Genomic DNA, 23789 nt, shown 5'->3' with positions numbered 1-23789 from the left:
GAGCGTATGCGCCAAACCGCGCCCGGCCTCACCCTCCGGGCTTGCGGTAGGCGTAGCCGCCGGTCGGCGCCGGGGTGCCCGCTCCGGCCGGGTGTCCGGGGTCCGTCGTCAGCGCGCGGATCACACCGTGGTCGGGGGAGAGCGCACAGGCCGGGTCGGTGCGGGCGGCGTCGCCGGTCAGGGCGTACGCCTGGCAGCGGCAGCCGCCGAAGTCCTCCGCGCGGCGGGAGCAGGTGCGGCACGGCTCGCGCATCCAGTCCTCGCCCCGGTAACGGCTGAAGGCGCCCGAGTGGTCCCAGATCCACTCCAGGGGGTGGTCACGGACGTTGGGCGGGTCCAGGTCCGGCAGGCTCGCGGCGGCGGGGCAGGGCAGCACGGTGCCGTCGGGCGCGACGGTCAGCGAGACCGCGCCCCACCCGCCCATGCAGGGCTTGGCCACGCCGTCGAAGTAGTCGGGCACGACCCACACCAGGTCGGTGGCGCCGCCCAGCCGGTCCCGCCACCGCTGGACCGTGTCCCGCGCCCGGCCGAGCTGGTCGCGGGTGGGGAGCAGGGCGTCCCGGTTGCGCAGCGCCCAGCCGTAGAACTGGGTGTTGGCCAGCTCGATCCGGTCGGCGCCCCACTCCAGGCCGCGTCGGATGATGGCGTCGAGCGCGTCGAGGTTGTCGCGGTGCAGGACGACGTTGATCCCGAGCGGCAGTCCGGCCGCGCGCACCAGCGCGGCGGCCCGTTCCTTGGCGGCGTACGAGCGGTGTCCGGCGATCCGGTCGGAGGCGGCCGGGTCGGCGTGCTGCACGGACAGCTGGACACTGCGCAGCCCGGCGGCGGTCAGCGTGGCCAGCCGGGCACCGTCCAGGCCCACTCCGCTGGTGACGAGCTGGGTGTAGATCCCGGCGGACTCGGCGGCGGTGACGATCTCGGCGAGATCGCCGCGCAACAGCGGTTCCCCGCCGGAGAGATGGGTGTGCACCACGCCCAGCTCCCCCGCCTGGCGCAGCACCTCCGCCCACTCGGCGGTGGACAGCTCACGGGAGCGGCGGACCAGCTCCAGCGGGTTGGAGCAGTAGGGGCAGTGCAGCGGGCAGCCGTGGGTGAGCTCGGCGAGCAGGGCCCAGGGGCGGGGCGCGGCGGTCATCGGACCCAGCCCTCCCCGCGCATCCGGTTGAGGAAGGCGGGCACGTCCTCGGCGACGGGCGCTCCGGGGAAGCGGCTCTGGAGTTCCGCCACGATGGCGTCGAGGTCGCGGTCGCCGTCGCACAGCCGCAGGATCTTCGCGGCGCTGCCGCGCAGCACCACCACCCGCTCGGGCAGCACCAGCAGATCGGCGTCCCGCACCCGGTCGTGGCGCAGGCTCACCGCGGGGGACAGCGCGGGCCGCCATCCGGCCGGGGCGGGCGGGGTGCCGGGTCCGGTCGTCATGTGCCCTCCCCCGGGCCGTCCTTGGTGTCGGCTTCCGTGCCGTCCTCGGTGTCGGCTCCCGGCCCGTCCTTGGTGTCGGCGTGGTCGACCGCGTCCAGCAGCGACCACAGCACATCGCATTTGAAGGTGAGCGCCGCCACCGCGCGGTCCTCGTCCTCGGGGGTCCGTGCCCAGGTCAGGACCAGGTCAAGGGCCTCGGTGCTGTCCCGGCGCCCCTGGTCGACCCGGTTGCGGAAGTAGGCCAGGCCCTCGCGCTCGATCCATGGGTAGTACCGCTCGAACGCGTCGATCCGGGTGAGCATGATGCCGGGCGCGGACAGCTCGGTGAGCGAGGCTGCGACGGCTTCCAGGGGCCCGCGCAGCCGGCAGAAGTTGACATAGCCGTCGACCGCGAGCCGCACCCCGGGCACCACCTCATCACCCGACAGCAGCCGGTCCCGGTGCAGCCCCGCGGCCTCGCCGAGCCGCAGCCATCGCTCGATGCCGCCCTCGCCCTCGGTGGCGCCGTCGTGGTCCTGGATGCGCCGCAGCCACATCCGGCGCAGCCGCGAGGTGTCGAGCTTGGCGGTGATCAGCGCGTCCTTGACGGGGATATGGCGCTGGTAGTGGAAGCGGTTGAGGATCCAGCGGCGCAGCTCGGCGGGGGTGAGCTCGCCCGCGTGCATCCGTACGTTGAAGGGGTGGCGGTCGTGGTAGCGCTCCTGCGCGACCGCGCGCAACCGCTCCTCGAGCCGTGTCCGTGGGCTGCTCACAGGTCGATCACCATCCCGTCGGCGGCCACCTCGACGCCCAGCCTCGCCAAGCCCGAGTGCTGGGGCGCGGCCGGGTCGTTGAGGGGGTTGGTGTTGTTGAGGTGGGTGTACAGGGTGCGCGCTCCGAGCGCGGCGAGCCGGTGCGCCGTGCCGTCCGGTCCTTCGATCGGCAGATGGCCCATGGCGGTGGCGGTACGCGAGCCGAAGCCGCTGGTGAGGGGTTCGTCATCGGACCAGAAGGTGCCGTCGACGATCACGCAGTCGGCTTCTTCGGCGGCGAGTTGGAAGGTGTCGGGCCAGACGGCGAGCGCGGGGGCGTAGAGGAGGGAGCGGCCGGTGGCGCGGTCGGTCAGCCGGAGGGCGACCACCCAGGCGTCGTCGTCCGGGGCATCGAGTCCGGCCGCGTAGCGGGGGCGTTTGGCGGAGACGGGGACGGCGCCGACGGCGATGGGCGAGCCCTCGGCGAGCGGCCGGTCCCCGGGGCCGAGGGGGCGCCAGTCCAGCCGGGCGTAGGGGGTGAGGATCTCGCCCAGGTGGAGCCCGGTCAGCAGGGCGTGCCGCACCGGGGCGGTGGCCACGATCTCGATGCCGTCCGCCTCGCGCAGCCGGGCGATGCCGAGGGTGTGGTCGAGTTCGGCGTCGGTGAGGATCACCCCGGCCAGCGGGGTCCGGCGCGGTTCGGGCCCGGGGTGCAGTTCGGGGCAGCCCTCGACCTGGTCGCCGAGGTCGGGGGTGGCGTTGACCAGATACCAGCGGCCTTCGTCGGCCTGGACGGCGAGCGAGGCATGGCGGCGGCGCCACCCCGGGTGGGCGCGTGCCCCGGAGCATCCGGGGCACGCGCAGTTCCACTGGGGTACGCCGCCACCCGCCGCGGTGCCGAGCACGCGCACGCGCATGGCGGGGAGCTCAGCGGGCGTTCAGCGAGTAGGCGGTGACCTCCAGCGCGGTCTCCACGACCACGTAGTCGGGAGTCTGCCAGGCGGTCTCGCCGGCCTCCGTACGGGTGCGGTCCGCCGCCTCGGGCGCCGTGTGGGGTGTGGTGTCGTTCATGGCTTCTGCCTGCCTTCCATCTCGGTGGGGGATGAATCAACGGGACGGGGCGGACGGGCCGTCAGCGGGCGGTCCGGATCCGCGGTGCCCCGCCGTCGGTGGTGGTGCGGCCGCTCCCGGGGTAGGCGGACCCGACCCGCACCTCGTCCAGCAGCAGCTTGCGATAGTGCTTGGTGTCGGTGGCCGCGGCCCAGGTGCTGTTCACCGTGAGCCGGACGTAGCGCTTGGTGGTGGCGGGGATGTCGATGAACCGCACCCCGCGGGCGCTGGGCAGCGTTCCGGAGGCGACCGGGCTGCCCCAGTCGCGTCCGTTGTCGGAGACGTGCACCTGGTAGTCGCGGATGCGGGCGGACTGCTCGGTGTCGGAGCGGGCGTAGGAGACCGACCACTCCCGCTGGTTCACGGCCAGATAGCGGACGCTCTTGGCGGAGCGCAGATCGAGGGTGACCGAGGCGGGCAGGGTGGTGTCGTTGTCCCAGTACGTCCGCGGATCGCCGTCGAGTACGGCGGAGGCGGGGTGGCCGCTCGCGGAGACGTCGGCGCTCGCGGTGAGGGAACCGGGCGGAACGATGCCCTGGCGGCCGTCGGTGCGGACCGCGAGGACGGTGTCGTACGCATCCCAGTCGGTGATGCCGGAGATGGTGATCCGGCCGTCGCCCTGGCGGAAGTCGAGCTTCTTCCCGGTGCGGTAGTCGGTGACACCGGTCGCCTTGTAGCCGTTGTCCCGCACGGTCAGCGTGGAGCCCGAGGGCCGGGTGAGGACGTGGACGAAGTGGCGGTCGGGGTCGGCCGTGCTCACCGTGGTCACCCCGTGGGCGCCGTCGTTCCAGGCGCCGGGCTGGAGCCCGCCGTAGGAGTAGCCACCGCCCTCGGTGCCGCCCAGCGAGCCCCAGATTTTGTCGAGGTAGGTCTTGGCGTAGTTGTTGAACGCCTCCTGTTTGCTGGGGAAGCGCCCGTTCACCTGGGCGGTCTCGGCCATGAGGGATTTGACGGAAGACCCCGAGTCGCTGATCAGCCGGCCGAGGGTGAGTCCGTGGTCCACCGCCGAATCGGTGCCGCTGTACCACCAGGCCCCGCTGCTGGGCAGCTTGAAGCAGGCCTCGGTGAGCCGGGGCTGCGGGGTCCAGATGGCCTGGGGGTAGTCATAGGCCGGGGTCATCCCGGTCTTCTGCTCATTGCTGACCGTGTCCATGATCGGCGTGTCTTCGTTGTTGTTGCTCAGCAGCCAGCCGGGACGGTCGGCGCGGATCTTCTCGTAGAGCCCGTGGTCGATCCAGTAGTCGTTGTCGTTGTCGATCCAGAACCCGGACAGCTCGGGGTACTTCCGCATCACTTCCACGAAGTTGTCGTAGGAGTACTCGCCGAAGCCGTCGCGTGTGGTCAGGTCGACGTCATGGCCCTTGTGGGCCGAGTAGGCGGCCGAGTCGAGCCATTCGTGGCCGCCCTCGGCATGCCACTGGGGATCGTCGGTCATATAGAGCATGACCTTCAGCCCCTGGGCGCTCGCCGCGTCGATCAGCTCACCGAGGAAGTCCCGCTTGGTGGAGCAGCTTCCCGGGATGGCGGACGGCCAGGCCCGCGCATAGCCCAATCGGCTGTGGAAGGAGGCGAGCACCAGATAGGAGGCGTGCAGCTTCTTGGCCTGGGCCACCCAGTAGTCCGCGTCCCAGCCACCGTCGGTGACCGCCTTCTCCCAGGCTGAGCAGCTGGTGTAGCCGGGCGAGGTGCGCATGCCCCAGTGCAGGAAGAGCCCCGCCTGGGACTGGCGCAGCCACTGCTGCCGGGGGTTGGTGATCTCGGCCCGCGCCGGGGTGGGGCCGGTGAGTGCGAGGGTGACGACGGCCGACAGCACGACGGCCAGCCAGGCGCCGGGGCGGCGGCGCGATCTGCGGCCCATGAGGGCTCCTTCTCCGAGCTGTGAATGCCGATGGAGGGATGGAGCGTGGTGATGTTCCGTTCTGTTGCAGGGTTACCAGCTGTCCGGGTGCGGTCAAGAAGCGTGCATCAAAAAGGTCATCCGACCTCTGATGGTGCGGCAGCCCAGGACGGGCGAAACCGACCACGTGGCCAATATCCTGGCCCATACCAATCCTTGACGCTCCATAAGACACCTCCTACCTTCCGCGATGCACTGGCTCCTCCCGTCGAAACTGTTTACGCATTAGGAAACCTTCTTTACGGTTCCCCGCATGTGAACGGGGATCAGACAGGAGAACGCGATGAAGAGGTACCGGACCACCGCCGCCCTGGCGGCCGCCACCGCACTCGCCGCCGGACTGCTGATCGGGACGGCCGGCACCGGAACCGCCGCCCCCGGGCGGGCCGATTCGGCTCCCTCGGACATCAAGACCATCTCGTCCGGCTGGAGCATCCCCTGGGGGCTCAGCTGGCTGCCCGACGGCTCGGCGCTGATCACCGAGCGGGACTCCTTCAAGCTCTACAAGCTCACCCAGTCGGGCACCAGGACACAGGTCGGCACGGTGCCCAATGTGGTGACCACGAACGGTGAGGGCGGGCTGCTGGGCATCGCGGTCTCCCCGAACTGGAACACCGACCACGCCATCTACCTGATGCACACCGCGTCCGACGGCAACCGCATCGCCCGGATGACCTACGACGGCTCCTCGCTCGGCGGCTACAAGGCGCTCGTCACCGGCATCAAGAAGAACAAGTACCACAACGGCGGACGCCTCAAGTTCGGCCCGGACGGCTATCTCTACGCCACCACCGGCGAGGCGCAGACACCCGACCTCGCCCAGGACAAGAACTCCCTCAACGGGAAGATCCTGCGGATGACCACGGACGGCAAACCCGCCCCCGGCAATCCGTTCGGCACGCTCGTCTACTCCTACGGCCACCGCAATCCGCAGGGCATCACCTGGGACCCGCAGGGCCGGCTGTGGGAGGCCGAGTTCGGCAACAGCAAGTACGACGAGCTCAACCTCATCGAACCGGGCAAGAACTACGGCTGGCCGATCTGCGAGGGCGAGTGCTCCACCTCGGGGATGACCAGCCCCAAGCGCCAGTGGGCGACCGGCGACGCCTCGCCCAGCGGGGTCACCTACGCCGACGGCGCGATGTACCTCGCCGCGCTGCGCGGTGAGCGGCTGTGGCGGATCCCGGTGGACGGCACGAACGCGGGCACCCCGAAGGCGTACTACACCAGCTCCTACGGGCGGCTGCGCACCGTGGAGACCGTACCGGGCAAGAACGCCCTGTGGCTGTCCACGACGAACGCGGACAACAACGGCGGGGAGCCGGACGGCGCGGACAAGGTCTTCCAGGTCGAGTTGAAGTAGCGCCTCCGCGGGCGCGGGTGGGTACGGGCGCGGTCCGCGGACCGCGCCCGTACGCCCGGGTCAGTGCGCGAGCCGCTCGTTCATCAGCAGGAAGGCGCCCAGACCGTGGAGGTCGTTCGTATTGCGCTTGCGGCCGAGGTAGTAGGCCAGGTCCCCGACGTTGGTGCCCTCGCTGATGTCGGTGATGTTCGTCAGCCCGTCGGAGCCGACCGACACCTTCTTCAGCACGCCCTGATAGCCCCTGCGGGCCGCCGAGGCGTAGCCGCCGCCGCTGATCCAGCCGTGCTCCAGGGCGGCGTGCAGCATCAGGGTGTACATGCTGGAGGCGGAGGTCTCGGTCCAGTTGCCGGGGTCGCTCGCCTTGTCGACGACCTGGAACCAGCGGCCGGTGGCCGGGTCCTGGTAGCGCGCGAAGCCCTTCGCCAAGTGTCTTATGTTGCCGATCAGTTCGGCACGGCGCGGGTGTTTCGCGGGGAGCAGTTCCAGCACCTCGACATGGGTCATCGCGGTCCAGCCGATGGCCCGTGCCCAGAAGTGGGCGGAGGTGCCGGTGGTGGGGTCGGGCTTCCAGGGGGCGTCGCCGTCGGCGTCGTAGGCGTGGTAGATCAGCCCGTTGGCCGCCTTGAGGTGGCGGAAGTACACCGAGAGGTTCCTGGTGACCTCCTCGTACGCGAACGCCTCGTCGCCGTAGGCGATGCCGTAGCGCAGCAGGAACGGCTGGGCCATGAAGACCCCGTCGCCCCACAGCTCGTTGGTCTTGCCGGTGGCGTGCCACATCCCGCCGTCGGCGGTGCGCGGATAGGTGGTGATCCGGTCCCGGATCTGGTCGGCGGCGGTCCGATAGCGCGGATCGCCGGTCTCCTGGTGGAGGATCAGCAGCAGATTGCCGGACTGCATCGCGTCCAGGTTGTCGAAGGTCCGGCTCATATGGCCGTCGGCGTCGACGAAGTTGTCCACCCACCCCTTGATGTACGCCAGGTAGGAGGGCTCCTTGACCCGCTGGTAGACGCGGTAGGCGCCCAGCAGGAAGAGCCCTTGGGTGTAGCCCCAGCCGCCGAGGGTCGTGGGGTCCGGTTTGCGGGCGATGGTGGAGTCCACCACCGCCCGGGACCAGTCGGCGGGCGCCGCGTCGGCGCCCGCCGTCGGGAGGAGAAGGCCGCCGGTGATGCCCAGTGTGCTCGTGAGCAGGGTTCTGCGACTGATCACTTAGCCCTCCTTGGGTGTCAAGGCGCCTCATTGGGCGCCATGTCCACGCCAAGCCTACCCTGAATACTGACGAACACTCCGTACCGGTCCAAAAGTGGAGGAAATACCAGGATCCGCAGTGCCCGCCAAGGTCCTGACTCGATCCGGCCCGGAGCGCGCTGCTGCTGGAGGCGCGCTCGGCGGGCGCCCCGGACCGGGCGGACGAGGGTCCCGCGCCGGTGTCCCGGCTGACGGCGCGGGAGACGCTGATCGGCTGGGCGGAAGGCGGCCTGTCGCCGGTCCGGGTCGCCGAACGGCCGCACATCCACCGGAACGCCCTGCCGTACCGGCTGGAGAAGATCGGAAAGTCGTCGGGCCGCCGGGTGCGCGAGCTCGGGCAGGCCATCGAGATGTATCTCGCCTCCCTCGGGGACACCCTCCGGGAGGGGGCCAGGTGACGTAGGCGGTCTCCGCTACGTGGCCGAAACCGGACGCCTCGGCGGGTGGGCCGACCCCCTCTACGCCCCGGTCGGTCGTGTCAACCACCGACCGGCATAAGCCACCGTCACACCCCGTATGCGATCGGGACAACGCGTCACCACAAGACCGTCCGCAGGCAATAGTCTCGGCGTACAGGACGTGGCTGAGGAGGCGCCCATGGGGACCGGGGAACGCGAGCAGGCATACGCACGGGCACGGCAGGAGGCCGAGCGGCTCACCGCGAACGGCGTCCAGGCCATCGCGCTGACCTGGGTGGACAACGCCGGTCTGACCCGGGTGAAGTCCGTGCCCACCGCGCGGCTGCCCCATGCCGCCCGGCGCGGGGTCGGGATGTCCCCCGTCTTCGACGTCTATCTCGTGGACGACTCCATGACCACCAGCCGCCATGTCGGCGGCCCGGACGGGGATCTGCGGCTCCTCCCCGACCTGGACCGGCTCACCCCGCTGGCCGCGCAGCCCGGCTGGGCCTGGGCCCCGGTCGACCGGTACGACCAGCGGGGCCGGGCGCACCCCGTCTGCCAGCGGCTGTTCGCCCGGCGGATGGCCGAGCGGGCGCGGGAGCGGGGGCTGACCGTGCGCATGGGGTTCGAGACCGAGTGGGTCGTCACCACGGGCGACCCGGACCAGGACCCGCCGCGGTACCCCACCGCGGGCCCCGCCTACGGCATGGCGCGGGTGGTCGACCTCGCCGACTACCTCGCCGATCTGCTCGGCGCGCTGGACGCGCAGCAGGCCGAGGTGCACCAGCTCCACCCCGAGTACTCCCCCGGGCAGTTCGAGGTGTCCCTGGCGCCCGCCGATCCGGTCCGCGCCGCCGATCTGGCCGTACTGGTACGGGAGACGATCCGGGCGTGCTCCGGGCGCGCCGGGCTCAACCCGATGTTCGGCCCGGTGGTGGACCCGGGCGGGGTCGGCAACGGCGCCCATCTCCATCTGAGCCTGTGGCAGGGCGACCGCAATCTGTGCCGGGACGGCGACGGGCCCCACGGCATGACCGCGACGGCCGAGGCGTTCCTCGCCGGGGTGCTGCGCGAGCTGCCCGCCCTGCTCGCCATCGGCGCCCCCACCCCCGCGAGCTACCTCCGGCTCGAACCCTCCCGCTGGGCCGGGGCGTACCAGTGCTGGGGCCTGGAGAACCGGGAGGCCGCGGTGCGCTTCATCACGGGCGCGCCGGACGACCCGGGCGCATCCAACGCCGAGATCAAGTCCTTCGACCCGGCGGCCAACCCCTACCTGGTGGCGGGCGCGGTCATCGCCGCGGGCCTCGGCGGGATGGACTCCGGGCTCTCGCTGCCCCCACCCGTCTCCGGGGACCCGGCCGTCGAGGGGCGCGAGCGGCGGCTGCCCACCTCGCTGCTGACGTCGCTGGAGCACTTCGAGGACTCGACCGTGCTGCGCGAGGCGCTGGGCGATCCGCTCTTCGAGTCCATCGCCGCGGTGCGCCGGGCGGAGTCCGCCCTGTTCGAGAAGTCGTCCCCGCGCGAGATCGCCATCGCGACCCGGAGGCGGTACTGACCGATGGAGGCCGCCGAGCAGACGGATCCGACCGAGCCGCCGCTGCCGCCCCTGGTGGACCACCACTGCCACGGGGTGGCCCGCGCCGAGCTGGGCTCGGCCGACTTCGAGGCGTTCCTGACCGAATCCGACGCGCCCGCCGCGCTCGGCACCACCTTCTTCGACAGCCAGCTGGGGTTCGCGGTGCGCCGCTGGTGTCCGCCGCTGCTGGACCTCGAACCGCACTGCCCGCCCGCCCCCTATCTCGCCCGGCGGCGTGAGCTGGGCGCGCGGGAGGTGAACCGGCGGCTGCTGAGCGCCGTCGGGATCAGCGAGTTCCTGGTGGACACCGGGCTGCCGGGCAATCTGACCACCCCTCAGGAGCTGGCCCTCGCGGCGGGCGGCACCGCCCATGAGATCGTCCGTCTGGAGCAACTGGCGGAGCGGATCGCGGACACCTCGCTGACCGCCGATGACTTCCTGACGGGGATGGCGGACGGGATCCGGGAGGCGGCCCGTACGGCGGCCGGTTTCAAGTCGGTGGCCGCCTACCGATACGGCCTGGACTTCGAGCCCGATCCGCCGGGCCCCGGCGCCGTCCACACCGCCGCCGAACACTGGCTCGCCCGGCGCGCCCAGGGCGGCACCGCCGCCGCGCGGGTCAGCGACCCCGTGCTGCTGCGCCATCTGCTGTGGTCGGCCGCGTACACCGGGCTGCCGCTCCAGCTGCACACCGGGTTCGGCGATCCCGATCTGCGGCTGGACCGCTGCGATCCGCTCGCCCTCACCGACTTCATCCGCGCCGTGCGCCCCACGGGCTGCACGCTGATCCTGCTGCACGGCTATCCGTACCACCGCGGCGCCGCCTATCTGGCCGCCGTCTTCCCGCATGTGTACGCCGATGTGGGGCTGGCCCTGTCGCACACCGGGGCGCGGGCCGGGGCCGTACTCGCCGAGATGCTGGAGCTCGCCCCGTTCGGCAAGGTGCTCTTCTCGACCGACGCCTACGGGCTGCCCGAACTGTATGTGGTGGGGGCCCGGCTCTTCCGGGAGGCGCTGACCGGGCTGCTGACCCACTGGGTGGCGGAGGGCGCCTGGTCGCGCCGCGACGCCCGCCGGGTGGCCGCGCTGCTGGGCGCGGACAACGCCCGCCGCGTCTACGGCCTGGGCACCCCGGCCGCCCGCGAGGGGTAAGGGGCGTCCGGCGGCTCGTGACGCCTGCGGCGGGCTGTTCCCCTACCCGCCCCTTCCCTCAACTGGGGCTCCGCCCCAGACCCCGGGGTCCAGGGGCGAAGCCCCTGCCCCGCCGCGTGGCCCGCCGGACACCCCCAGCCACCCCGATGCGGCACCTCACCGGAACGGCCCGCTCCCGGGGGCCCGGAGACCCACGGCCGCCGACGCGTACGGGCCGGGGGACACGCCGTCGCGGGCCGGCGCGTGCGTACGGGGGCGGGCCCATGCCATGCGCGGAGCGCATACGCAGTACCGTGCCCGGAACGTACTCGACCGTAACCGGAGGAGATCGCATGCGGATCGCCGGCACGACCGTCCTGCTCACCGGGGCCACCGGCGGCATCGGCCAGACACTGGCCCGCGCGTTCGCGGCCAAGGGTGCCAAGCTGCTGCTCACCGGGCGCCGTGAGGAGGTGCTGCGGCCGCTGGCCGAGCGGCTGGGCGGCCGGGTGATCGTCGCCGATCTGGCCGAACGGTCCGATGTGGAGCGGCTCGTCGAGGAGGCGGCGAACGCCCGGATCCTCATCGCCAACGCCGCGCTGCCCTCCAGCGGCCCGGTCCTTGACTACCGGCCCGAGGAGCTGGACCGTGCCCTCGATGTCAATCTGCGCGCGCCGATCCTGCTGTCGAGGCTGATGGCGCCGCGCATGGTGGAGGCGGGCTCCGGCCATCTGGTGATGATCGGCTCGCTGTCGGGCCGTACGGCCTCCCCCGGCGCGGCACTCTACAACGCGGCCAAGTTCGGGCTGCGCGGCTTCACCCTCGGGCTGCGGCAGGACCTGCACGGCACGGGGGTCGGGGTCTCGCTGGTGCAGCCCGGATTCGTGGGCGACGCCGGGATGTTCGCCGACGCGGGCACGTCCCTGCCCACCGGGGTCCGTACGATCTCCTCCCGGCGGGTGGCGGCCGCGACGATCCGGGCGATCGAGCGGAACCGTGCCGAGGTGAACGTGGCCCCGCTGGAGCTGCGCCTGGGCAGCGCCATCGGCGGGCTGTTCCCGAGCATCGCCGAGCGGGCCCAGCGGGGCGCGGGCGCCGGCGAGACGTCCCGTCAGCTCGCCGACGGGCAGCGCGACAAGCGATAGCTCGCAGACGGGCAGCGCGCGACAAGCGTTGGCCTCCCGCGCTCCCGCGCTCTCGCGCCCTCGCGCCCGCACGCCCGCACGCCACGGCCCGGTGCGCGGGCGGTGTCATCGGCCTGTCCGTCGATGACCCGCCCGCGCACGGGTCATTGACACCGCCCAGCCCCCGTGCCAAAGTTTCGCGACCCTGGTCGACAACGTTGTCAGACGGAGGTGCGTCCCATGCGGTCGCTGATCGGTGGAATCCGTGCGCGCGCTGCGGGCACGGTCGCGGGCGTGATGGCGGCGGCGCTGCTGGGCGGCGGTCTGCTGGGGCCACCGGGCGCCGCGGCGGCCCCCTCGGCCGCGTCCCCTCCGGCCGACCCCACCTCGCTGGTCCACCCCTTCGTGGGCACCGAGAACTTCGGCAACACCTTCCCCGGGGCGAGCGCACCGTTCGGCATGGTCCAGGTCAGCCCGGACACCGGCGGCCAGGGCGGCTACGACTACGACCAGAACGCCATCCACGGCTTCAGCCAGACCCATCTGTCCGGGGTCGGCTGCGGGGTGGCGGGCGAGCTGCCCATCATGCCGACGACCGGCGCGGTCAGCGACGTCGACCCGGAGCACTACCGCTCCACCTACAGCCATGACGACGAGGAGGCCACCCCGGGCTACTACCGCGTGGGCCTGAAGTCCTACGGCATCGACGCCGAGCTGACCGCCACTCAGCGCACCGGCTGGCAGCGCTACACCTTCCCGGCCACCGGCGCGGCCAATGTGCTGTTCAACACCGGCAAGGCCAACCAGAAGGTCTTCGGCTCCGAGGTCCGCGTGGTCGGCGACCGGACCGTCGAGGGCCGGGTGGAGGCCGGGAACTTCTGCGCCGGAAAGGACCGGCACACCGTCTACTTCACCGCCACCTTCGACCGCCCCTTCGCCTCCTACGGCACCTGGCGCGGCACCACCCCCACCCCCGGCTCCCGCGAGGCGGCCGGCGAGGGCGGCAACGGCGCCTGGGCCACCTTCGACGCGACCCAGGACCGGGATGTGGTGGTCAAGGTCGGGCTGTCGTACACCGGTCCCGAGGGCGCCCGCAAGAACCTCACGGCCGAGACCGGCGGCTCCTACGACTTCGACGCCACCCGCGCCGCGCTGCACGACACCTGGCGGAAGAAGCTCGACGCGATCCGGGTCGGCGGCGGCACCGAGGAGCGGCAGCGGGCGTTCTACACCGCGCTGTACCACGCCCAGCTGCACCCCAATGTGGCGGGCGACGTGGACGGCCGCTACACCGGCTTCGACGGCGCGGTCCACACCGCCTCCGGCTACACCCCGTACCAGAACTTCTCGCTGTGGGACACCTACCGGCCGCAGAACCAGCTGCTGGAGATGGTGGAGCCGGGGGTGGCCCGCGATGTCGCGCTGTCGGTGGTCGCCATCGGCCGGGACGGCGGCTGGCTGCCGCGCTGGGCGCTGGCCAACAGCGAGACCAACATCATGACCGGTGACCCGGTGACCCCCTTCCTCGTCGAGGCGTGGTCCAAGGGGCTGCTGGCCGGGCACGAGGACGAGGCATACGCGCTGCTGAAGAAGAACGCCACCAGCACCCCGCCCGCCGACTCGCCCTACAACGGCCGCTCCGGAGTGGACTACTACCGCGAGCTGGGCTACGTCCCCTCGGGGCTGAAGCTCGGCACCGACTGCGCCGACAAGGGCGGCGACAACGACTGTGTCCACCCCGCCTCGGCCACCCTGGAGTACTCGGCCGCGGACGCCGCGCTCGCCCTGATGGCGCGCGGGCTCGGACACCGTGCCGACGCCCGGATGTTCGCCGAGCGCGGCCAGACCTACCGCACGCTGTGGGACGCCTCGATCGGGCAGTTCCGGCCGCGCACGGCCGACGGCGCGTGGATGACCCCGTACGACCCGGTGGAGGCGGGCCGGCAGTTCCACGAGGGCGGCGCCTACCAGTACCAGTGGCTGGTGCCGCAGGACCCGGCCGGGCTCGTGGGGCTGATGGGCGGCAGGAGCGCCACCGAGAAGCGGCTGGACGACTTCTTCGCCTACGGCAAGCTGCTCACCGACCCGGCGGGCACCGCCCGTAAGGACTGGATCTCCGCCCCGTACGACTACTACGGCAAGCCCACCTACAACCCCAACAACGAGCCCGATCTGCACGCCCCGTACATGTATCTTTGGGCGGGCGCGCCCGCGAAGGCGGCGACCGTGGTGCGGGCGGCGATGACCCTGTTCACCACCGGGCCGGACGGGATGACCGGCAATGACGACCTCGGCACCATGTCGGCCTGGTACGTCTTCTCCTCGCTGGGCCTGTACCCGACGATGAGCGGCGGGGACTTCCTCGCCCTGTCCAGCCCGCAGTTCTCCTCGGCCGTGGTCCGCATCGGGACGTACGGCACCCGGCAGGGCGGCACGCTCACGGTCACCGCGCCGGGCGCGAGCGACGCCAAGCGGTATGTCCGGAGTGTGGCGCTGAACGGCCGTGACGTGGCGCGGACTTGGCTGGACTGGGACCAGGTGGCCCACGGCGGGAAGCTGGCCCACCGGCTGTCCACCGAGCCGTCGTCCTGGGGCACCGGCCGGGGTGCGGAACCGCCGTCGGTGGGCGCCACCCGCAAGGGCTGATACCGGCCGGTTGTGGTGTAGGTTCTATGGCCCGCCTGGACACACGGGCCATGGGGGATGTGGTCGAGCGAGGGAGCGGTGTCCATGCGTGCTGTGGTGTTCGACGAGTTCGGGCGCCGGCCCGAGGTCCGGAGCGTCGAGGACCCCGCTCCCTCCCCGCGCGGCGCGGTGATCCGCGTCGAGGCCACCGGGCTGTGCCGCAGCGACTGGCACGGCTGGATGGGGCACGACCCGGACATCCGGCTGCCGCACGTCCCCGGCCATGAGCTGGCGGGGGTGATCGAGGAGGTCGGCCCCGACGTCCTCAACTGGCGCCCGGGGCAGCGGGTCACCGTGCCGTTCGTATGCGCCTGCGGGCGCTGTGCCGCCTGTGCGGAGGGCGCCCAGCAGGTGTGCGAGCGGCAGACGCAGCCGGGGTTCACCCACTGGGGCTCGTTCGCCGAGTACGTGGGAATCGGACACGCCGATGTGAACCTGGTCGGAATACGCAACGAGCTGTCGTTCACCACCGCCGCCGGCCTGGGCTGCCGCTTCGCGACCGCCTTCCGCGCCGTCGTCGCCCAGGGCCGGGTGGCGCCGGGCGAGTGGGTCGCGGTGCACGGCTGCGGTGGGGTGGGGCTCTCCGCGGTGATGATCGCCGCCGCGGCCGGGGCCCGGGTGGTGGCGGTGGACATCTCGCCGCAGGCGCTCGCCCTCGCCGCCCGGTTCGGCGCGGCGGTGTGCGTGGACGTGGCGTCCACCCTGGGCTCGGTGGCGGAGGCGGTCGCGGACGCGACGGGCGGCGGCGCCCATGTCTCGCTCGACGCGCTGGGCTCCCCGCGGACCTGCGCGGCGTCCATCAAGAGCCTGCGCCGCCACGGCCGCCATGTCCAGGTCGGGCTGCTGCCCCCGGCCGCCGGGACCCCGATGGTCCCGATGGACCGGGTCATCGCGCTGGAGCTGCGGCTGCTGGGCAGCCACGGCATGGCCGCCCACGACTACGGTCCGATGATGGAGATGGTCGAGGCGGGTTCGCTGCGGCCGGATTTGCTGGTCACCGATGTGATCGGGCTGGACGCGGCCCCGGAGGCGCTGTCCACGATGGCGTCCGGCGGCAGGGGCGGCGTCACGGTCATCGAACCGCACCGCCCGCCCCTGACCCGGAGCTGACGGGCCGCTTCGGCGCGGTTCCTACGGCACCCACACCGTCCCGCCCGTCACCCGGATCCGGTCACCCGCCGCCGGGTCGGCCGCGATGGGGGGCACATTGGCCGGGGTCAGCTCGGGGGCGTGCCCCGGCTCACCACCGCGCGGCACCGTGCGCACGACCTGGCTGGGCGGCATTTCGGCCCGCCCTTGGAGCCGCTCCCACATCAGGTCCAGGGCCTGCTGGTAGTAGTAGCCGAGCGGGACGTACCGGTTGTCGAACCCGGCGGCCTGGGAGTCGCTGTGGTGGGCGTGGGTGATCTCGGCGTAGCTGACGGTGCCCGGCCCGTGGTCCGCGCGCGAGGTGAGCCCCAGATACGGCCGCGAGCTGTGGTTGACCGGCACCCTGGTGTCGTCGCGGCCCTGCACGATCAGTGCCGGTTTGCCGTGCAGATCGCCGTCGCGCCGGGTCTCGTCCAGGCCCTCGGCGAGCCGCCCGGCCCAGTCCCGCTCGGCGCTCGGCGCCCCGGGCCGGGGGAAGGCGAGCCGGTAGACGCAACGCTCTCCCCGCAGGTTGTAGTCGTGCTCACCGCCGGGTCCGACGGAGCGGGCGTCGGCCACGGGCCCGCCGGGTGAGTTCTCGTCGATCAGCACGCCCGGGGCGGGCGCCCGGCCGGAGCTGGTGCCGAAGGCCCCGGCCAGCTCCGCCGTGCGGTACGGCGCCGGGGAACCGGAGGAGTCGGTGCGGGCCCAGCCGTACCCGCACAGCCCGTCGGCGACCGAGGCGCGGGCGAGGCTCATCGCGTAGGAGGCGGGGGTCTGCGGGTCGTAGTGCGAGACCTGGAGATACCCCGACTGGGGCTGGAACCCGGCGCGTACCAGGGCCTTCTGGGCGAGGCGCGGCAGCCCGTCCGGGCCCGCCCGTTCGGCGTCCCGGCGCGGGATCAGTCGGGGGTCGTCCCCGACGAGGGCGGCGCAGCGGCGGCGGGCGGCGGGCACGTCCAGCGTGGCGTAGCCGGGTGCGGTGGGCTCGGTGAGCGCGGCGCACGGCTGGAGCAGCGAGGCCAGCGCGTTGTAGCGGATCAGCGGCAGCCCCGCGGCGGGCACGGCCCGCCCGCCCTGGCGGACCCGGACGCCGTTCAGCGGGGCCAGGTTCAGCTGCGGTTCGGAGGCCACGACGGCGTCGACGAGTCCGCCGCGGTCGTCCTCGCCCGCGGCGACGGCCGCGCCCCCGCCGTTGGAGACACCGGTGGCCAGGACCGTGGTGGAGGCCGGGGTGTAGCCGCCGCCGGGGGCTCCGGCGCGCCAGTCGCGGTTCAGCACGGCGAGGGCGAGCCGTATCGAGCGCAGCACGTCGCGCCCCCAGGTGGCCTGCGGGTTCATCCCCGAGTGGGCCATCTTGTAGGCGACGCGGTACGGGTGCTCCGCGTCGAAGCGGGCGCGCTCGGCGTCGCTCAGCCCGGCGTCGAAGGCGGTGCGGCCGTGGAGTCGGGTGCGCGGACCGGTCGTTCCGTCGTAGCCCATGACGGTGCCCGAGTGCAGATCGTCGAAGGCCGGGCCCATCCCCTTGTCGGTGTAGGCGACCGCGCAGCGGTGGTGCAGACCCCAGGCCCCGGCGGTGCCGACCATGCTGTAGACCCCGCCGAGCCCGGTGGCGGGCGCGGCGACGACACACGGCCGGGCGCGGTCGACGTCGTCCGGGACCTGGACGACGAAACTCACGCTGTGGGCGCCGCTGCCCGCCACGGCCCGGTACTCCACCCCCGCGACCTTCCCGTCGCCGGGCACGCGGCGGCCCCGGTCCACATCGGGGCCGTAGAGCCTCCCGAGGCCGCCGCCGGATCCGGCGGACAGCCCGGCGGAGGCCCAGACGGCCTGGCGGCGCAGCTCGGCGGCGGTGGGACGGTCGGGGTCGGCGGCCCGTGGCATGGGCCCGCGCAGCCCCGCGAAGCCGAGCCCCGCGGTGAGCAGATCGTCGCTCCGCCCGTCGTACCGCCGCTCGGTCAGCTCGCTGATGAACGAGGGAAGCGCCGAGCGGGCGGACGGGGTGCGGTCGGCGGCGTGGGCGAGCGGGGAGACGAGGGCCGCGGTGAGGGCGAGGGCCAGGGGCAGGGACAGGGCGGGCAGGCGGCCGGCGGATGGCATGGGCGGTCCTACCTTTCAAGGCATGGGTCTGATCTGGTCATTCGTACGTCTTTGGGCCCGGCACGATGTCGGGGGCCGCACCCTTGGCAGGGTGACGATCGCCCACCCACGGGCCGGTACCCTCACGCTCGATCTCGAACGGTTTCCCGTGCCCTCCGCACCGGGACAGCAGCTGGTGGTCTACTCCGCAGAGGCGGGCAGCCGGTCGCACGAGACACTGCATCTGCTCGCGGAATCAGCCGACTGACAAGTTGCCATTTCGATTGCACTGGTGTGGAGGCCGACGGGGGTGATCGGGGCGATCTCCCTGGACACGACCAATCCGGCTGCCTGACCGGATGGTCTACGACGGCGGGCCAACCGCGTCGTCGGTGCGCGACCGGTACCTGTGGTCTCAGGGTTCCGCGCGCAGGGCCGCACCGGCTTGTCGGGTGAGCCAGTGTTCGGCTTGGTCGAAGGTCCAGCCGCTGTCATCGACCAACGTGAAGAAGCCCGCGTAGCCGAAGTAGAACCACAGCACGTCGGTCGCCTGCTCCACCGTGCAGTCGGGGTGCAGGCCGCCGACCTCGTCCAGCCGCCTGGCGAGGGCGGCGACGGCATCCCGGTACCGCCCGGTCGCGACGCGCAGACCCTCGGCGACCGCGGCGTGGTGCGGGGCGGTGGCCAGCACCACCCGCATGATGTCCCCGTACTCCTCGCGCATGCCCCGCACGGTGGCGGCCGCGTTCCGCAGAATCTCGTCCGCGTCTGTGAGTTCCGCCCAGCGGCGGCGTGTCTCCTCGACGATCGGGGCCTGGCTCCACAGGTCGACGAGCGTGCTGATCAACCCCTGCTTGCCGCCGCCGACCGCGTAGACGGTCGCGGGCGCGACCCTGGCGGTTTTGGCGATGTCCTCGACGGTGGTCGCGAAGTATCCCTGCTGGGCGAACAGTTGGCGGGCGGCGTCGACGATGGCGGCACGGGTGGCTTCCGCGTACTCGGCTCGGCGGCTCGTGGGCGATGACGTCATGGCCTGGTGAGCATAGCGGTTAAGCCGAGTTCAGAGCGTTCAGTTGTTCATCAGAGATTGACTCTGATGAACAGAGTCATATTCTGAACGCATCAACTACCCATCTCCGAGGCAAAGGCAGCTCGTGACCACATCGACGGACAAACGGATCGACCGCCTGGCCGACACCCTTCGCCGCACGATCGACAACGGCCAGGTCGTCACCTCCGGGTCCGCCTACGACGCCGACGTGAACGTGTGGAACGGCGCGGTCGCACACCGCCCCGACGTGGTCGTCCGCTGCGCCACCCCCGCCGACGCCCGGGCGGCAGTCCTGGCCGCCCGGGAGCACGGCGTCCCGCTCTCGGTGCGCGGCGGCGGACATGACTGGGCCGGCCGCGCGCTGACCGACGGCGGCCTGACCATTGACCTGTCCGGCATGCGCGCAGTGCGGGTGGACCCGGACACAGCGGTGGCCGAGGTGGCCGGAGGAGCGACCGGCGCCGACCTCGCCCGCGCTGCCCGGCTCTTCGACCTGACCGCGGCGACCGGCACCGTCGGCACCGTCGGCATGGCGGGCCTGAGCCTCGGCGGCGGCTACGGGCCGTTGAGCGGCCGGTTCGGGCTCGCGCTGGACAACGTGCTGTCCGCGGACGTGGTGCTCGCCGACGGCTCACTGGTCACGGCCGACGCCGAGCGGGAGCCGGAGTTGCTGTGGGCGCTGCGCGGCGGCGGGGGCAATTTCGGCCTGGTCACCGCGATGCGCGTCCAGCTCCACCGGACGCCGACGCTCCTGTCCGGCCAAATCCTGTTCCCCTGGGCGCAGGCCTCCGCGGTGCTGGCCCGGCTGGCGGAGTTCGTGCCCGAAGGGCCCGACGAGCTGACCGTGCAGTGCGGCGTCCTCGCCGGCCCGGACGGAGCGCCCGCCGTGTTCGTCATGCCGACGTGGAGCGGCGACGACGCGCGGGCCGGCGAGGAAACGCTGGCGCGGCTCACCGCCCTTGGTGAGCCTCTGGTCGCTCAACTCGGCCCCACCACCGGTCACGACATGCTGGCGAGCACCGACGCGATGTTCCCGTACGGCAAGCACGTCGAGATCCGCACGCGGACCGTCCCCGCGCTCACTTCCGCTGTGCGGGCAGCCCTCCTCGACGCAGGTGACACTCTGACTTCGCCGCTGTCCGCCGTCTCCCTGCACAGTCTGCACGGCGTCGCGTCCCGGATACCCGCGACGTACACGGCATTCGGAAACCGCACCCCCCACCTCATGGTGGAGACCATCGCCCGCTGGGAACCGGGCGACCCCCGGGAGCCGGAACACCGCGCATGGGCACGTGACGTGTCCGCAGTGCTGGAATCCGAGGCGATGCCGGGCGGTTACCCCAACCTGCTAGGGCCCGACGAGACGCAGCAGATCGCACACGCTTACGGACCGAACACCGAACGGCTGCTCGCGGCGAAGCACCGATTCGACCCTCATGGGGTGTTCCGCGCCATTCCCCTGCCGACCCCGTCCGTCTGAGATCCGCGTCTTGTCCTTGCCGGCCATCGCTTCGGGCTCCGCGATAACCGGTTGTGAGCCTGCCTCCGGAACCCAGCGGCTCTGACACCGGCGACGGAGCACCACGTGGAGGGGACGGGCAGACCGTGAACGACCCGGTGGTGGCCGCACCCTCTACGGACAGGCCGGCACACGCAGGATCGACGCGGTCTGCTCGCCGAGGTCCGGCGTGAGACCGGCAGCGCGCAGCGCATCGATCATCCAGCCCATGCTCCTGGTGACCACCGGGGTCGGCGGCACGGAGCGGGTGCGGGTGAGATTGCACTCCTGGAAGGACACCACGCCACCCGTGCGGACCAGTCGGGACAGGGCGTCGTATGGCCGCGGCCGGCTTCTCGAGGTGGAGCAGGATCAGCCTGCCGACCACCGCGTCGACCTGCTCGTCCAGCCGCAGGTCGGTCAGGTCCGCCTCGAGGTACGACACGTTGGTCAGGCCGGCGTCGGTGGCGCGGGCGCGGGCCGACTCCAGGATGGTCGGGTTCATGTCGACGCCGATCACCGCGCCGTCCGGCCCGACCAACTCGGCGAGCAGCATGCTCACGTCGCCCGCGCCGCAGCCGACGTCCAGCACCCGCATGCCCGAGGTGATCCCAGCCAGGCGGAACAGGTACGCGCTGTGCGGAGCGAGAATATGCGCCTCAAGCTGGAGCCGCTCGGTCTCGGCGGACGTACGGCCCATCACATAACCGTCGGTCGTGTCCCCACCCGTCCTGCCGCGGTGACAACCCCGTAGGAACGACCTGAGCGGTTGGAGCCGCAGGACAACAAAGTCAACGGGGCGGCCGGCCCTGTGCCGAGAGCCGGCGTCAGCATCGATGACGCACGTGGCGCACGACGGTTGCCGAGAAGGGTAGACATTGCACAACCTCCGTGAGGCATTGGCGGTCCCTTCCGGGTCAGAGCGGCAGGGCGCCCGTCGCGAGGGCGGCGGCGGTCATCACGAGCGTCGTCCCGAAGGCCCAGCGGAAGATGAAGCGCTGGTGCTCCCCGAGCTGTACGCCGCTCATGCTCAGGAGGATGAAGGTCGCGGCGGTGAGCGGGCTCAGCGGGAAGCCCGTGGTCATCTGGCCGAGGACGGCGGCGCGGGCGATCTCGGCGTGGTCGGTGCCGAAGGCGTCGGCGGTCCCGGCGAGCACCGGCAGCACCCCGAAGTAGTAGGCGTCCGGGGTGAGGACGAGGCTCAGGGGCATGCTGGTGACGGCCACGAGCACCGGAAGATGGCCGCCGAGCCCGTCGGGGATGATGTCGACCAGCGCCTCGGCCATCTTCCCGATCATCCCGGTGCCGCCGAGGATGCCGGTGAACACCCCGGCCGCGAAGATCATGGTGATGACGAGCACCACGCTCCTGCCGTGCCTCTCCAGCAGCTCCTGCTGGTCCTCCCAGCGGGGGTGGTTGACCAGCAGCGCGAGGACGAAGGCGAAGACGAAGAGCACGGGCAGCGGCATGGCCTCCAGCACCAGGCAGACCAACAGCGCCACGGTGAGCAGCAGGTTGAAGACGGTGAGCGCGACACCGGCACGGGCGGCGACCCGGGGTGTGCCGGGGCCGTCCCCGACCGCCACCTCGGCCGGTGGCGCGGGCTCGAGGCCGCCGAGCCGCCGCCGCTCACGGCGTCCGATGAGATACGCGGCGAGCAGCACCCAGGCGATACCGGCGGCGAGGGCGGGCAGCAGCGGTGTGATGATGTCGGAGGTGTCGATCTTCAGGGCCGCCGCGGCGCGGGCCGTCGGCCCGCCCCACGGGATCATGTTCATCACGCCCGCGCCCAGGCCGACCACCCCGGCGAGCACCAACCGGCTCATCCCCAGCCGCTGATACACGGGGAGCAGCGCGGAGATGGTGATGAGGAAGGTGGAGGCGCCGTCGCCGTCGAGCCCGACGCATACGGTCAGAACGGCGGTGCCGACCGTGATCCGTACCGGGTCGTTCCTGGTGGCGCGCAGAATGCCGCGGATCAGCGGCTCGAAGAGGCCCGCGTCGATCATCAGGCTGAAGTAGAGCACCGCGAAGGCGATCATGATGCCGGTCGGGGCGACCTTGGACAGCCCGTCGAGCGCCATCGGGCCCAAGTCGTCGCCGTATCCGCCGATGACCGCGGTGGCCACCGGCGTGAGGACGAGGGCCACCAGCACCGAGACCCGTTTGGTCATGGTAAGCAGCAGAAAGCCGCCGATCGTGCAGAACCCCAGTGCTGCCAGCATGGCCGCTCGCTTCCTCGTCCGGTCGGGTGCTGCCGAAGAGTTTCCGAGCGGGGAAAGATCCGCGTCCAGCATCGAACACAGATCTATCCATGCGTTTCGCGCAACAGTTCCCCTGCCCGGCCGCCGCGCCTACGCTCACGGACCATGGACGTCACCCTGCGCCAGCTGACCGCGTACGCCGCGGTCGCACGCGCCGTGAGCTTCACCGCGGCCGCCGCCGAACTGCATGTGTCCCAGTCGTCGCTGAGCCGTGCGGTCGCCGATCTGGAACGGACGCTGGGGATGCGGCTGCTGGAGCGGGACACCCGCAATGTGCGGCTCACCCCGGCGGGCGCCGAGGCGCTGCGCATCGCCGACCAGATCCTCTCCGCACACCGCGCGGGCCTGGCCCAGCTGGGGCGCTACGGGGCCGGTGAGCGCGGGGCGGTGGCCCTGGCGACCCTGCCCTCGGTCGCGGCCGTGCTGCTGCCGCCGGTGATCTCCGCCTTCCGCGCCCGGCGCCCGGAGACGACCGTACGGCTGCTGGACGGGCTGGAGCGCTCGGTGCTGGACCGGGTGATCGACGGGGACGCCGACTTCGCGGTCAGCACGGTGGCCCGGCGCGCCCCGGGCATCACGCTGCGGCCGCTGGTGCGGGACCGCTTCGACGCGGTGCTCCCGGAGCACCATCCGCTGGCCGCGCGGGCGGAGGTGACCTGGGAGGAGCTGGGGCGGGAGCCGTTCCTCGCGGTGGGTACCGACTCCAGCGTGCGCCGGATGACCGACGCGGCCTTCGCCCAGGCCGGGATGGAGGCGAACCCGACGGCCGAGGCGTCGAACGTGGCCACGGTGGGCGGTCTCGTGGCGGCCGGGCTCGGCGTCTCCGCGCTGCCCGCCCTGGTCCATCCCCTGGTGGGGCCGGGCCGGCTGGTGCGGCGCCCGCTGGTGGGGCCGGTGGTGGAGCGCCGGCTGTACGTCGTCCTGCCGACGCGCCGCACGCTTCCGCCGGGGGCCCGCCGCTTCCTGGAGCAGCTGGAGGAGTTCCGCTCCGCGGCGGACGCGTTGCCGGCGGGGGTGGTGTGGGAGGAGGCGGGCGAGGACCGGTGAGACCCGGGGGCACCGCCCCGGCTCATGCGGGGTCCGG

The 23789-nt window shown here is 72.3% G+C and carries 20 protein-coding genes and 1 pseudogene; 10 read left to right on the top strand and 11 right to left on the bottom strand.

Translation table 11 applies throughout. The features are described from left to right. Positions 1 to 28: 28 nt before the first annotated feature. The 6 genes from pqqE to ACJX2R_RS43405 all read right to left on the bottom strand — a co-directional run bounded on the left by pqqE (position 29) and on the right by ACJX2R_RS43405 (position 5118). The gene (pqqE, locus tag ACJX2R_RS43430; protein WP_413104557.1) at positions 29 to 1135 is read right to left on the bottom strand and encodes a pyrroloquinoline quinone biosynthesis protein PqqE; all 1107 of its coding nucleotides are present in this window, start codon (positions 1133 to 1135) and stop codon (positions 29 to 31) included. After that, positions 1132 to 1419, bottom strand: a complete 288-nt coding sequence (pqqD, locus tag ACJX2R_RS43425) for a pyrroloquinoline quinone biosynthesis peptide chaperone PqqD (RefSeq protein WP_413104556.1) — start codon at positions 1417 to 1419, stop codon at positions 1132 to 1134. The genes pqqE and pqqD overlap by 4 nt, the downstream gene beginning before the upstream one ends. Further along, on the bottom strand, positions 1416 to 2171 hold the full coding sequence (gene pqqC / locus ACJX2R_RS43420) for a pyrroloquinoline-quinone synthase PqqC (protein WP_413104555.1): 756 nt from the start codon (positions 2169 to 2171) through the stop codon (positions 1416 to 1418). Before pqqC ends, pqqD begins: the two co-directional genes overlap by 4 nt. Beyond that, positions 2168 to 3067 carry a pyrroloquinoline quinone biosynthesis protein PqqB gene (gene pqqB / locus ACJX2R_RS43415; protein WP_413104554.1) on the bottom strand — a complete coding sequence of 300 codons (900 nt, stop codon included), beginning with the start codon at positions 3065 to 3067 and terminating at the stop codon, positions 2168 to 2170. Before pqqB ends, pqqC begins: the two co-directional genes overlap by 4 nt. Before the next feature lie 10 nt (positions 3068 to 3077). After that, on the bottom strand, positions 3078 to 3221 hold the full coding sequence (gene pqqA, locus ACJX2R_RS43410) for a pyrroloquinoline quinone precursor peptide PqqA (protein ID WP_262701194.1): 144 nt from the start codon (positions 3219 to 3221) through the stop codon (positions 3078 to 3080). Positions 3222 to 3282: 61 nt separating this feature from the next. Next, positions 3283 to 5118 (bottom strand): discoidin domain-containing protein, encoded by a 1836-nt coding sequence (locus tag ACJX2R_RS43405; protein ID WP_413104553.1) that lies wholly within the window; start codon positions 5116 to 5118, stop codon positions 3283 to 3285. A gap of 322 nt (positions 5119 to 5440) precedes the next feature. Between ACJX2R_RS43405 and ACJX2R_RS43400 the strand changes: the two genes are divergently transcribed. Beyond that, on the top strand, positions 5441 to 6520 hold the full coding sequence (locus ACJX2R_RS43400) for a PQQ-dependent sugar dehydrogenase (RefSeq protein WP_413104552.1): 1080 nt from the start codon (positions 5441 to 5443) through the stop codon (positions 6518 to 6520). A 60-nt stretch (positions 6521 to 6580) separates the two neighbouring features. Here the strand turns inward: ACJX2R_RS43400 and ACJX2R_RS43395 are convergent, their stop codons facing one another. Further along, positions 6581 to 7726: a glycoside hydrolase family 88/105 protein gene (locus ACJX2R_RS43395; protein WP_413104551.1), complete on the bottom strand. Its 1146-nt coding sequence runs from the start codon at positions 7724 to 7726 to the stop codon at positions 6581 to 6583. A gap of 218 nt (positions 7727 to 7944) precedes the next feature. Between ACJX2R_RS43395 and ACJX2R_RS43390 the strand changes: the two genes are divergently transcribed. The 6 genes from ACJX2R_RS43390 to ACJX2R_RS43365 all read left to right on the top strand — a co-directional run bounded on the left by ACJX2R_RS43390 (position 7945) and on the right by ACJX2R_RS43365 (position 15792). Then, the gene (locus ACJX2R_RS43390) at positions 7945 to 8163 is read left to right on the top strand and encodes a helix-turn-helix domain-containing protein (RefSeq protein ID WP_413104550.1); all 219 of its coding nucleotides are present in this window, start codon (positions 7945 to 7947) and stop codon (positions 8161 to 8163) included. Positions 8164 to 8362: 199 nt separating this feature from the next. Continuing rightward, positions 8363 to 9721, top strand: coding sequence for a glutamine synthetase (locus ACJX2R_RS43385; RefSeq protein WP_413104549.1), 1359 nt, complete (start codon positions 8363 to 8365; stop codon positions 9719 to 9721). A gap of 3 nt (positions 9722 to 9724) precedes the next feature. Then, positions 9725 to 10894 (top strand): amidohydrolase family protein, encoded by a 1170-nt coding sequence (locus ACJX2R_RS43380; RefSeq protein ID WP_413104548.1) that lies wholly within the window; start codon positions 9725 to 9727, stop codon positions 10892 to 10894. Positions 10895 to 11226: 332 nt separating this feature from the next. After that, positions 11227 to 12018 carry an SDR family NAD(P)-dependent oxidoreductase gene (locus ACJX2R_RS43375; RefSeq protein WP_413104547.1) on the top strand — a complete coding sequence of 264 codons (792 nt, stop codon included), beginning with the start codon at positions 11227 to 11229 and terminating at the stop codon, positions 12016 to 12018. A gap of 219 nt (positions 12019 to 12237) precedes the next feature. Beyond that, complete coding sequence (locus ACJX2R_RS43370) at positions 12238 to 14643, top strand: GH92 family glycosyl hydrolase (protein ID WP_413104546.1); 2406 nt, start codon at positions 12238 to 12240, stop codon at positions 14641 to 14643. Positions 14644 to 14727: 84 nt separating this feature from the next. After that, on the top strand, positions 14728 to 15792 hold the full coding sequence (locus tag ACJX2R_RS43365) for a zinc-dependent alcohol dehydrogenase family protein (protein WP_413104545.1): 1065 nt from the start codon (positions 14728 to 14730) through the stop codon (positions 15790 to 15792). A gap of 21 nt (positions 15793 to 15813) precedes the next feature. On the opposite strand, the gene ACJX2R_RS43360 is transcribed toward ACJX2R_RS43365, so the two are convergent. Then, on the bottom strand, positions 15814 to 17913 hold the full coding sequence (locus tag ACJX2R_RS43360) for a 3-hydroxybutyrate oligomer hydrolase family protein (RefSeq protein ID WP_413104544.1): 2100 nt from the start codon (positions 17911 to 17913) through the stop codon (positions 15814 to 15816). Here ACJX2R_RS43360 and ACJX2R_RS43355 point away from each other — a divergent pair. Beyond that, the gene (locus tag ACJX2R_RS43355; RefSeq protein WP_413104543.1) at positions 17912 to 18160 is read left to right on the top strand and encodes a hypothetical protein; all 249 of its coding nucleotides are present in this window, start codon (positions 17912 to 17914) and stop codon (positions 18158 to 18160) included. The genes ACJX2R_RS43360 and ACJX2R_RS43355 overlap by 2 nt on opposite strands. A gap of 147 nt (positions 18161 to 18307) precedes the next feature. Here ACJX2R_RS43355 and ACJX2R_RS43350 read toward each other — a convergent pair whose 3' ends face one another. After that, positions 18308 to 18922 carry a TetR/AcrR family transcriptional regulator gene (locus ACJX2R_RS43350; protein ID WP_413104542.1) on the bottom strand — a complete coding sequence of 205 codons (615 nt, stop codon included), beginning with the start codon at positions 18920 to 18922 and terminating at the stop codon, positions 18308 to 18310. 124 nt (positions 18923 to 19046) lie between these two features. Between ACJX2R_RS43350 and ACJX2R_RS43345 the strand changes: the two genes are divergently transcribed. Next, positions 19047 to 20423 carry an FAD-binding oxidoreductase gene (locus tag ACJX2R_RS43345; protein WP_413104541.1) on the top strand — a complete coding sequence of 459 codons (1377 nt, stop codon included), beginning with the start codon at positions 19047 to 19049 and terminating at the stop codon, positions 20421 to 20423. Positions 20424 to 20832: 409 nt separating this feature from the next. Here the strand turns inward: ACJX2R_RS43345 and ACJX2R_RS43340 are convergent. Continuing rightward, positions 20833 to 21141: pseudogene (locus tag ACJX2R_RS43340) on the bottom strand (class I SAM-dependent methyltransferase); the annotation flags it as partial. A 217-nt stretch (positions 21142 to 21358) separates the two neighbouring features. After that, entirely contained in the window at positions 21359 to 22666 is a 1308-nt protein-coding gene (locus ACJX2R_RS43335) for a CitMHS family transporter (RefSeq protein ID WP_413104540.1), read from the bottom strand. 144 nt (positions 22667 to 22810) lie between these two features. Between ACJX2R_RS43335 and ACJX2R_RS43330 the strand changes: the two genes are divergently transcribed. After that, complete coding sequence (locus tag ACJX2R_RS43330; protein WP_413104539.1) at positions 22811 to 23752, top strand: LysR family transcriptional regulator; 942 nt, start codon at positions 22811 to 22813, stop codon at positions 23750 to 23752. Positions 23753 to 23789: the final 37 nt, after the last annotated feature.

The organism is Streptomyces sp. Inha503 (assembly GCF_047215865.1).
Taxonomy (GTDB): domain Bacteria; phylum Actinomycetota; class Actinomycetes; order Streptomycetales; family Streptomycetaceae; genus Streptomyces; species Streptomyces lycopersici.
The sequence above is the reverse complement of the archived record's forward strand: the minus strand, read 5'-3'. Positions and strand labels throughout refer to the sequence as shown.

Excerpts from the sequence above, each read along its gene's own strand:
- ACJX2R_RS43375 (WP_413104547.1), top strand. The coding sequence starts at position 11,227 with ATGCGGATCGCCGGCACGACCGTCCTGCTCACCGGGGCCACCGGCGGC.
- ACJX2R_RS43355 (WP_413104543.1), top strand. The coding sequence starts at position 17,912 with ATGGGCGGTCCTACCTTTCAAGGCATGGGTCTGATCTGGTCATTCGTA.
- pqqD (WP_413104556.1), bottom strand. The coding sequence starts at position 1,419 with ATGACGACCGGACCCGGCACCCCGCCCGCCCCGGCCGGATGGCGGCCC.
- pqqE (WP_413104557.1), bottom strand. The coding sequence starts at position 1,135 with ATGACCGCCGCGCCCCGCCCCTGGGCCCTGCTCGCCGAGCTCACCCAC.
- pqqB (WP_413104554.1), bottom strand. The coding sequence starts at position 3,067 with ATGCGCGTGCGCGTGCTCGGCACCGCGGCGGGTGGCGGCGTACCCCAG.
- ACJX2R_RS43330 (WP_413104539.1), top strand. The coding sequence starts at position 22,811 with ATGGACGTCACCCTGCGCCAGCTGACCGCGTACGCCGCGGTCGCACGC.
- ACJX2R_RS43385 (WP_413104549.1), top strand. The coding sequence starts at position 8,363 with ATGGGGACCGGGGAACGCGAGCAGGCATACGCACGGGCACGGCAGGAG.
- ACJX2R_RS43335 (WP_413104540.1), bottom strand. The coding sequence starts at position 22,666 with ATGCTGGCAGCACTGGGGTTCTGCACGATCGGCGGCTTTCTGCTGCTT.
- ACJX2R_RS43350 (WP_413104542.1), bottom strand. The coding sequence starts at position 18,922 with ATGACGTCATCGCCCACGAGCCGCCGAGCCGAGTACGCGGAAGCCACC.
- ACJX2R_RS43400 (WP_413104552.1), top strand. The coding sequence starts at position 5,441 with ATGAAGAGGTACCGGACCACCGCCGCCCTGGCGGCCGCCACCGCACTC.
- ACJX2R_RS43405 (WP_413104553.1), bottom strand. The coding sequence starts at position 5,118 with ATGGGCCGCAGATCGCGCCGCCGCCCCGGCGCCTGGCTGGCCGTCGTG.
- pqqA (WP_262701194.1), bottom strand. The coding sequence starts at position 3,221 with ATGAACGACACCACACCCCACACGGCGCCCGAGGCGGCGGACCGCACC.
- ACJX2R_RS43365 (WP_413104545.1), top strand. The coding sequence starts at position 14,728 with ATGCGTGCTGTGGTGTTCGACGAGTTCGGGCGCCGGCCCGAGGTCCGG.
- ACJX2R_RS43370 (WP_413104546.1), top strand. The coding sequence starts at position 12,238 with ATGCGGTCGCTGATCGGTGGAATCCGTGCGCGCGCTGCGGGCACGGTC.
- ACJX2R_RS43360 (WP_413104544.1), bottom strand. The coding sequence starts at position 17,913 with ATGCCATCCGCCGGCCGCCTGCCCGCCCTGTCCCTGCCCCTGGCCCTC.
- ACJX2R_RS43380 (WP_413104548.1), top strand. The coding sequence starts at position 9,725 with ATGGAGGCCGCCGAGCAGACGGATCCGACCGAGCCGCCGCTGCCGCCC.